This is a genomic window from Actinomadura sp. (assembly GCF_044508335.1).
In the GTDB taxonomy this organism is placed as follows: Bacteria; Actinomycetota; Actinomycetes; order Streptosporangiales; family Streptosporangiaceae; genus Spirillospora.
The window spans coordinates 35,126-42,871 of sequence record NZ_JBIQHY010000006.1 but is presented as its reverse complement, the minus strand read 5'-3'; the positions used below and the strand labels follow the sequence as shown (position 1 = coordinate 42,871).

The window sequence follows — 7,746 nt, the reverse complement described above, 5'->3', positions numbered from 1 at the left end:
GAGACAGGCACATCTGAGACAGAGCACGTGACACGATCGCGGGGGCGCGCGCCGGGACCCTCCGCCGCGCGCCCCCGCGATCCCGCATGACCCCGTGAAAGGACGTTCCCCGGCCGTGTCCAGGCATCTCCCCTCCGAACGCGCCGTCGCGCTGCGCGCCCGGCTCAGCCGAGCCCGCCTCTACCTCTGCACCGACGCGCGGGAGCGGCAGGGAGACCTGCCCGAGTTCCTCGACGCCGTCCTCGCGAACGGCGTCGACATCGTCCAGCTCCGCCAGAAGGGGCTGGAGGCCCGGGACGAGATGACCTACCTGGAGATCTTCCGGGCGGCGTGCGAGCGGCACGGCGCGCTGCTCGCCGTCAACGACCGGGCGGACGTGGCGCACGCCGTCCGCGCCGACGTCCTGCACCTCGGCCAGGGCGACCTGCCGGTGCCCGCGGCGCGCGAGATCGTCGGCGGCGACATGCTGATCGGCCGGTCCACGCACTCGGGCGAGCAGGCGTCGGCGGCGGCCGCCGAGCCGGGCGCCGACTACTTCTGCGCGGGCCCCGTGTGGCCCACGCCGACCAAGCCCGGCCGCCCCGCGCCCGGCCCGAAGCTGCTGGAGTACGTGTCCTCGCTGAACGCGGCGCGGCCGTGGTTCGCGATCGGCGGCATCGACCTGGAGAACCTCGCGCAGGTGCGGGCGGCGGGCGCGACCCGCGTCGTCGTGGTGCGCGCCATCACCGAGGCGGACGACCCCGGCGCCGCGGCCGCGGAGTTCGCGCGGCGGCTGGCGGGCTGACCCGGCGGGGGCGGGCGTCGTCGCGGTTTGACCCGGATCACGGTGCGGACCGCGCGGACGATCACCCACAATGGGGATCATGAGCGTGGCACCCGACGACGACCGCATCGTCGACCTCGACGACGACCTGGAGATCCTGCCCGACCAGACGTCCGACGACACCGACACGGGCTGGGGCGAGTGGCGCGGCGGCGGCGACGATGACGCCCGCCTGCTGGAGGACCGCCCGCCGCACTGGTAGGACGCGCCGCCGCCGTCCCTCGGGACCGGCGGACCCTCAGAAGAGCATGCCGAGCACGAACCCGGCGGCGACGACGGCGCCGAGCGCGACCATCATCCGCCACCGGTAGCGCGGTATCCGGGTCGGGCGCGGCTTCGGCGCGGGGGCCTGGCCCTCCCGCAGCGCCCGGACGAGCTGCGGCGCGGTGGGCCGCGCGGCCGGGTTCTTGTCCAGGCAGCGGGCCGCGAGGTCGCGCAGCGGGCCGTGCATGTCGCCGAGGTCCGGCCGCCGGGAGGTGACGCGCCGCATGACCGCCGCGCCCGGCCCGGTGCCGAACGGGGGGCGGCCGGTCGCGGCGTACACCATGGCCGCGCCCCAGGCGAAGACGTCGGCGGGCGGCCCGACCGGCTCGTCCTCGATCTGCTCGGGCGCCATGTAGGCGGGCGTGCCGACCGGGCCGGTGGTCAGCGGGGTCGCGTCCGCGGTGCGGGCGACGCCGAAGTCGATGACCTTGGCGCCGTCCGGGCCGAGCAGCACGTTCCCGGGCTTGAAGTCGCGGTGCACGATCCCGGCGCGGTGGATCGCGGCGAGCGCCGCCGCCGTGCGCAGCGCGACCTTGCGCAGCTGCGGGGCGGGCAGCGGGCCGCGGTCGGCGACGACGTCCTGCAGCGACGGGCCCTCGACGAACTCGCTGACGATGTAGGGGCGGTCGCCGGTCATGTCGGCGTCCAGGACGCGCGCGGTGTGCCGCCCGGACACCCGCAGCGCCGCGTCCGCCTCCTTCACGAAGCGGCTGCGCGCCCGCTGCCCGGCCGTCGCGCCGCCGCGCAGCAGCTTCACGGTGACCAGCTCGCCGTCGCCGTCGCGGCCGAGGTACACGACGCCCTGGCCGCCCTCGCCGAGCCGGCCGAGCAGCGTGTAGCCGCCGAGGCCTCGCGGGTCGTCGGGGCCGAGCGGCGCCCCGTGCCGCCGGTCGCGCCCGTGCGCGGAGCGGGACGCGCCGTTCTGCCGCCCCTGCCCCGGCCGGGCCTTGCCCGCGGGCTTGCCGGCGCCCTTGCCGGAGCGGCCGGAGTGCCCCGGGTGCGCGGGACGCCCGGACCGGGCGCCGGCGGAGCGCGGGGGATAGGGGGTCGTCCTCCCGCGGGAGGTGTCGTGCGGCACTGGATAACTCCGACTCGGCGGGGACGGACGAAGATTTCCTTATTTGTACCGCGTGACGGCTGAGCACGGCAGGGGAACCGAGATCTTTGTTTTCAGCTGCATGTGCCCAATGTTCCTGTTTGGGCTATCTGTCGGGATGAGGAGCCGACCATGACCCGGTAGCAGCCGTCCGCGACCTTCCACGCCTTCGCCTCGTCGTTCCAGTAGGCGAACGACCGCGAGGACAGCGGGAACGTCACCGTGGTGCTCCGGCCCGGCGCCAGCGTGACCTTGGCGTAGCCCTTGAGCTGCTTCGGCGGCTGCGGCACGTCCGCGCCCGGCGACGGCATCCCGATGTAGAGCTGCGGGACGGCGACGCCGGTGCGGTCGCCCGTGTTGGTGACGGTCACCTGCACCGCCTTGGCGCTCGCCTTGAGGCCGCTGTAGCGGAACGTCGTGTAGGACAGCCCGTGCCCGAACGGGAACCGCGGCTCGATGCCCTTCGCGTCGTAGTGCCGGTAACCGACCATGACGCCCTCGGAGAACGTGACGGTCTTGTCGACGCCGGGGTACTGCGCGGGGTCGCCGGACGCGGGCGCGTCGTTCTCCTCCACGGGGAACGTCACCGGCAGCCGCCCGCCGGGGTCCACGTCGCCGTACAGGACGCGCGCCAGGGCGTTGCCCGCCTCCTGGCCCGGGTACCACGCCTCCACGATCCCCTTCACCTGGCCGGCCCACGGCGTCAGCACCGGTCCGCCCGTGTTCAGCACGACGATCGTGTTGGGGTTGGCCGCGGCGACCTCGGAGATCAGCCCGTCCTGGTCGCCGCGGAGCGGCTCGCCGCACTGGAGCGTCAGGCACGACTTGTCGAAGAACTCGCCCTGGCTGTCGGTGGCGAACACGATCGCGACGTCGGCGCTCCGCGCCGCGTTCGCGGCCGCGGCGCGGTCGTCGCCGCTGCTGTAGGTGATCCTGGTGCCGGATCCGGCGCGCCGCGCGATGCCGTCCTGCGCGCTGACGGACGTGAACGGCACGACCTTGGCCGAGCCGAACCCGCCCGGGCTCTCCCGCGCGGCCCGCCCGATCAGCGCGATCGACGCCGGCGCCCGCAGCGGCAGGGCGCCGTCGTTCTTCAGCAGCGTGATCCCCGCCTCCTCGATCCGCCGCGCGGCGGTCTCGCTCGCCGTCCGGTCGATGCGGGACAGGTCGTTCGGGTACGCCTGCCGGTCGAACACCCCGAACTCGAACATCGTCCGCAGGATGTTGCGGACGTGCCCGTCGATGGTCGCCTGCGCGACCTTCTTCTGCGCGACGGCCAGCTTCAGCATGAACGCGTTGTACTTCATGCCGATCGGCAGCTCCATGTCGAGCCCGCCGTTGGCGGCGCCCACGGTGTCCTGAGCGGCGGTGTGGTCGGACGGCACGAACCCCTCGAAGCCCCACTCCGACCGCAGGATCCCGTTGAGCACGGCGCCGTCCTGGCACGCCCACCGGCCGTTCAGCTTGCCGAACCCGCACATGACGGTCGCCGTGCCGCCCTCCTTGACGGCGGCCTCGAACGGCGGCAGGTAGATCTCCCGCAGCGTGCGCGGGTCGACGTCCATGCCCAGCGACAGCCGGTCCTGCTCCTGCGTGTAGACGGCCATGTGCTTGACCGACGTCATCACGCCCTGCTCCTGCGCGCCCTGGATCCACGGCGCGCCGAGCGTCGCCGACAGGTAGGGGTCCTCGCCGAAGCCCTCGAACGTCCGGCCGTTGCGCGGCGTGCGCAGGACGTCGACGGTCGGGCCGAAGACCAGGTCGTTGCCGCGGTGCCTGGCCTCCCACGCGACCGTCCGGCCGTACAGCCGCGCGGCGTCCCGGTCGAAGCCCGCCGCGAGCGCGATCGGGGCGGGCAGCGCGGTCGCCTTGCCCTGCCGCACGCCGGCCGGCCCGTCGGACATGTACAGGGGCGGGATGCCGAGCCGCTCGACGCCGTGGGCGGTGTCGGCGTGCGCGTCCTCGAAGAAGCCGCCGAGCGGGCCGCCGAACGGGTCGTCGGACGCCAGCAGCGAGATCTTCTCGTCGTCGGTCATCCGCGGCAGCAGCAGCGCCGTCCGCCGGTCGGGCGTGAGGGAGGCGTCGCACCAGGGCCGCTGCGCGGGGTCGCCGCAGCGTCCCGCCGCCGCCCGCGCGTCCTGCGGCGCCGGGACCGCCGCCAGCGCCAGCACCGCCGTGAGCGCCCCCGCCGCCGGGAGCCACCGTCCCGTCCGCATCACTGCTCCCCCTCGCTCTGGAACAGCTCGGGGTGCCGGGCGAGCGTGGTGAAGACGTTCAGCGGCCCCGTGGCGGCGGCCACCGCCCTCGGCGTGTCGTCCCACCGGTCCTCGGGCGGCGGGTCGAGGCGCGGGACGCGGGTCCCCGGGGTATCGGCGCACATGGCGACATTTGTGCCACCAATCAGTGGGAAAGTTCTAGTGCACCGGGAAAATTTGGCCGGATTGTGTCATTGGGTACTTACGTGGCGCGGGTGCTCACATGGTGCGGGTGGTGGCGGCCACCGCGAGTTCCCGGAGCGCGTGCCGGGACTCGTCGTCGATGGGGGCCGAGTCCAGGGTCCTCTCCGCCTCCCGCTGGTACCGCTCGATCATGGCCTCGCAGGCGGCGAGCCCGCCGGTCTCCTCGATGATCGTGCGCAGCTCGTCCACGCCGGGGCGGTCGAGGGCCGGGTCGCCGAGCCGGCGCCGCACCGCGGCGGCCTGCGCGGCGGAGGCGCGCTCCAGGGTCAGCGCGATCAGCACGGTCCGCTTGCCCTCGCGGAGGTCGTCCCCGGCCGGCTTGCCGGTCGCGGCCGGGTCGCCGAACACGCCGAGCACGTCGTCGCGGAGCTGGAAGGCGATGCCGAGCGGCAGCCCGTAGCCGGTGAGGGCGGCGGTCACGTCCGGGCGGGCGCCGGCCAGCGCGGCGCCGAGGTGCAGCGGGCGCTCGATCGTGTACTTGGCGCTCTTGTACTCGACCACGCGCAGCGCCGTCGCGACGGTCGCCCGGCCGCGGGTGCCCTCCAGCATGTCGAGGTACTGGCCGCACATGACCTCGGTGCGCATCAGGTCGTAGACGGCCCGGCCGCGGCTGCGGCGCTCGGCGTCCAGCCCGCAGGTCTCGAACATCTCGCTCGACCAGGCCAGGCACAGGTCGCCGAGCAGGATGGCGGCGCCGCCGCCGAACGCCTCCGCGTCGCCCGGCCACGCCTGCGCGCGGTGCAGGGCCTCGAACCGGCGGTGCGCGGACGGCTGGCCGCGGCGGGTGTCGCTGGAGTCCATCACGTCGTCGTGGACCAGCGCGCTCGCCTGGAGCAGCTCCAGGGACGCGGCGGCCGCCACGATGCCGGGGCCGTCCTCGCCGCCCGCGGCGCGCCACCCCCAGTAGCAGAACGCCGGGCGCAGCCGCTTGCCGCCGCTCATCAGGGCGTCGAGGGCGGACAGCAGCGGCCCGAGGTCGTCGCTGATGGTCAGCAGCGCGGGGCGCTGCCGGTCGACGAACCCGAGGAGGGCCTCGTCGACCTCCTTGCGGATGCGGGTGGTCGACATGTCGAGATCGTATCCACCTGGGGGAATTCAACCCTGCTGCCAGAACGTGAGAAGTCACTGAACCTTCGGAAACAGGGACATAACGCCCGTGAGGTGTGGCGAGCATCACGCATATCGGCGGTCCCGGGCCCCTCCCCGGGTCTTCTGTAGGCTTGGGGAATGCGACGCGCACGCCCCGACCGGCCCCCGACCGTCCGAGAGCTGCTGGCCTCCGGAGGCCGGTCCTTCTCGTTCGAGTTCATGCCGCCCAAGACCGACCAGGGCGCGCGGAACCTGTGGCGCGCCATCCGCGAGCTGGAGCCGCTGCACCCGACGTTCGTGTCGGTGACCTACGGCGCCGGCGGCGGCACCCGCGACAAGACCGTCGACATCGTCGAGCGCATCACCACCGACACCACGCTCACCCCGGTCGCGCACTTCACCGCCGTGAACCACTCGCAGGCGGAGCTGCGCAACCTGATCGGGCGGTTCGCCGCGGCCGGCGTCCGCAACGTGCTCGCGCTGCGCGGCGACCCGCCCGGCGACCCGATGGGGGAGTGGGTCAAGCACCCGGACGGCGTCGAGTACGCCGCCGAGCTGGTCCGGATGATCCGCTCCTACGGCGACTTCTGCGTCGGCGTGGCCGCGTTCCCCTACAAGCACCCGCGCTCGCCCGACGTCGAGAGCGACGTCCGGTACTTCGTCGAGAAGTGCCGGGCCGGCGCCGACTACGCGATCACCCAGATGTTCTTCCGCGCCGAGGACTACTTCCGGCTCCGCGACCGCGTCTCCGCCGCCGGCTGCGACGTGCCGATCCTGCCGGGCATCATGCCGGTGACCCGGATGAGCACGATCGAGCGGTCCGAGCAGCTGTCCGGCGCGCCGTTCCCGCCGGAGGTCAGGGCCCGGTTCGACGCCGTCGCCGACGACCCGGAGGCGGTGCGGCGGCTCGGCGTCGAGCACGCCGCCGAGCTGTGCCGCGAGCTGCTCGACCAGGACGCGCCCGGCATCCACTTCATCACGTTCAACAAGTCGACGGCGACTCGCGAGGTCTACTCGCTCCTCGGCGCCGGCGAGTACGGCGCCAGGGGCAGCGTCCCGCCCATGACCGCGTAGCGCGGCCCGCCGCCCGGGAACTCGAAGTCGGTCAGCAGGTCCACCATGCCGACCGAGCGGTAGAGGTTGCGGGCCGGGGTGTCCGGCGTCCGGTCCAGCGTCGACAGCACGACCGTCCGCTCCGGCCTGCCCTCGCACAGCGCGTTGAGCAGGCCCCGGCCGAGGCCCCTGCCCTGGGCCCGCGGATGGACGTGCAGCTCGGCGACCTCGAACGCGTCGTCCAGCCACGCCTCGGCGTGCTCGGACCCCTCAAGGTCGGACAGCGCCTGGTGGACGACGTCGTGCCACCACTGGCCGCGCGTCCCGTGGAACCCGTAGGCGAACCCGTGGAGCGGTCCCGGCAGCCCGGGCAGCGCCCCGCGCCGCTCGACCGTGAACGCGCGGAACCCCGGATACGAGGCGTGCCGCTCCATGATCGTGTGCCGGCCGGGGAGCTGCTCGTGCGGCGGCTCCATCGCCGCGGCGTACACCTCCAGCATCGGATCGAGCCTGCGTAGGAAGGCGCGTCGGTCGATCTCGCGGAGTTTCGGGTCCCTCACCGGACAGAGCCTAGACCCGGGGGACGGTCCGCTGCGTCGCGGAGAGCCGATCGTAGATGTCCCAGAGGATGCGGTCGGCGGCCTTCTTCAGCGCCGCGCGGTTGGCGTCGAGCCGCCCGCCCCACTCGCGCGCCTCCGGGCCCAGCCACGCGTCCGTCCCGCGCAGGGTCTTCGCCGGCGCGTCGAGGGCCTCCCGGAGCCGGTCGATCCCGCCGTAGGCGTCCGCGTACGCCTGGTACAGCCGCTGGTACTCCGGATTGGGCCGCTCGGCCGGCGGCAGCGCGGCCGCCGCGGCGCCGGTCAGCGGCACGGGCAGGCTCCCGGGAGGCGGTGGAGCGGCCATGGCGACCTCGCAGGCTCTCAGGCGACGTGGATCAGGCGACGTGGATCAGGCGACGTGGA

At 74.1% G+C, this 7,746-nt stretch carries 9 protein-coding genes; 3 read left to right on the top strand and 6 right to left on the bottom strand.

Annotation, left to right across the window (positions count from 1 at the left end):
* Positions 1–115: 115 nt before the first annotated feature.
* The gene (gene thiE, locus ACIWVC_RS04060) at positions 116–784 is read left to right on the top strand and encodes a thiamine phosphate synthase (RefSeq protein ID WP_396448003.1); all 669 of its coding nucleotides are present in this window, start codon (positions 116–118) and stop codon (positions 782–784) included.
* A gap of 79 nt (positions 785–863) precedes the next feature.
* A complete protein-coding gene (locus ACIWVC_RS04055; protein WP_396448004.1) occupies positions 864–1,025 on the top strand; it encodes a hypothetical protein in 162 nt (53 codons plus the stop codon).
* A 36-nt stretch (positions 1,026–1,061) separates the two neighbouring features.
* Here ACIWVC_RS04055 and ACIWVC_RS04050 read toward each other — a convergent pair whose 3' ends face one another.
* From ACIWVC_RS04050 to ACIWVC_RS04035, 4 genes are all read right to left on the bottom strand, one after another.
* On the bottom strand, positions 1,062–2,165 hold the full coding sequence (locus tag ACIWVC_RS04050) for a serine/threonine-protein kinase (RefSeq protein ID WP_396453808.1): 1,104 nt from the start codon (positions 2,163–2,165) through the stop codon (positions 1,062–1,064).
* Between the two features lie 92 nt (positions 2,166–2,257).
* Positions 2,258–4,399, bottom strand: coding sequence for a beta-glucosidase (locus tag ACIWVC_RS04045; protein WP_396453807.1), 2,142 nt, complete (start codon positions 4,397–4,399; stop codon positions 2,258–2,260).
* A complete protein-coding gene (locus ACIWVC_RS04040) occupies positions 4,399–4,563 on the bottom strand; it encodes a hypothetical protein (protein ID WP_396453806.1) in 165 nt (54 codons plus the stop codon). The genes ACIWVC_RS04045 and ACIWVC_RS04040 overlap by 1 nt, the downstream gene beginning before the upstream one ends.
* Positions 4,564–4,657: 94 nt before the next feature.
* On the bottom strand, positions 4,658–5,710 hold the full coding sequence (locus ACIWVC_RS04035) for a polyprenyl synthetase family protein (protein WP_396448008.1): 1,053 nt from the start codon (positions 5,708–5,710) through the stop codon (positions 4,658–4,660).
* Between the two features lie 159 nt (positions 5,711–5,869).
* Here ACIWVC_RS04035 and metF point away from each other — a divergent pair, with 159 nt between their 5' ends.
* The gene (gene metF / locus ACIWVC_RS04030) at positions 5,870–6,805 is read left to right on the top strand and encodes a methylenetetrahydrofolate reductase [NAD(P)H] (protein WP_396448009.1); all 936 of its coding nucleotides are present in this window, start codon (positions 5,870–5,872) and stop codon (positions 6,803–6,805) included.
* Here the strand turns inward: metF and ACIWVC_RS04025 are convergent.
* Both ACIWVC_RS04025 and ACIWVC_RS04020 read right to left on the bottom strand, forming a co-directional pair.
* Positions 6,742–7,344 (bottom strand): GNAT family N-acetyltransferase, encoded by a 603-nt coding sequence (locus tag ACIWVC_RS04025; protein ID WP_396453805.1) that lies wholly within the window; start codon positions 7,342–7,344, stop codon positions 6,742–6,744. The genes metF and ACIWVC_RS04025 overlap by 64 nt on opposite strands.
* 10 nt (positions 7,345–7,354) lie before the next feature.
* Positions 7,355–7,654, bottom strand: coding sequence for a hypothetical protein (locus ACIWVC_RS04020; RefSeq protein ID WP_396453804.1), 300 nt, complete (start codon positions 7,652–7,654; stop codon positions 7,355–7,357).
* Positions 7,655–7,746 lie beyond the last annotated feature (92 nt).

Coding starts and splice junctions, on each gene's coding strand:
- ACIWVC_RS04055 (WP_396448004.1), top strand. CDS start 864: ATGAGCGTGGCACCCGACGACGACCGCATCGTCGACCTCGACGACGAC.
- ACIWVC_RS04045 (WP_396453807.1), bottom strand. CDS start 4,399: ATGCGGACGGGACGGTGGCTCCCGGCGGCGGGGGCGCTCACGGCGGTG.
- ACIWVC_RS04040 (WP_396453806.1), bottom strand. CDS start 4,563: ATGTGCGCCGATACCCCGGGGACCCGCGTCCCGCGCCTCGACCCGCCG.
- ACIWVC_RS04035 (WP_396448008.1), bottom strand. CDS start 5,710: ATGTCGACCACCCGCATCCGCAAGGAGGTCGACGAGGCCCTCCTCGGG.
- metF (WP_396448009.1), top strand. CDS start 5,870: ATGCGACGCGCACGCCCCGACCGGCCCCCGACCGTCCGAGAGCTGCTG.